The organism is Siminovitchia fortis (assembly GCF_007681465.1).
Taxonomy (GTDB): Bacteria; Bacillota; Bacilli; order Bacillales; family Bacillaceae_C; genus Siminovitchia; species Siminovitchia fortis.
Genome location: NZ_VEKZ01000204.1, coordinates 1 through 236, shown reverse-complemented (window position 1 = coordinate 236; position 236 = coordinate 1). Strand labels below are relative to the sequence as shown.

Annotated in this window: 1 protein-coding gene; it reads right to left on the bottom strand. The window is 39.0% G+C overall.

All coding sequences use genetic code 11. The features are described 5' to 3' along the window. On the bottom strand, positions 1-236 hold a 236-nt coding region (locus FS666_RS20135; RefSeq protein ID WP_222119493.1), incomplete at both ends, for a hypothetical protein.

Sequence of the window (236 nt, the reverse complement as noted above, 5' to 3'; positions counted from 1 at the left end):
GTTTTTGGATTGAAAAGATAGTCTTCGATCGATTCCCAGACATTGAGTGCAATTTTTTGCACGACATGGGAGTCTAAATGCACCTTTTGTTTGTGCTTTTCGTTTTTGGGTTTTTTGCTAAGGAAGTGTTTTCCCATATGATTGACGATGCGCTCTGCACCGGTTTTACTGATATCATATGCTTCCCGAATCTCGATTAATTTTTTTGTTCGTGTCTTGGATTTCTCTTGCTTGAG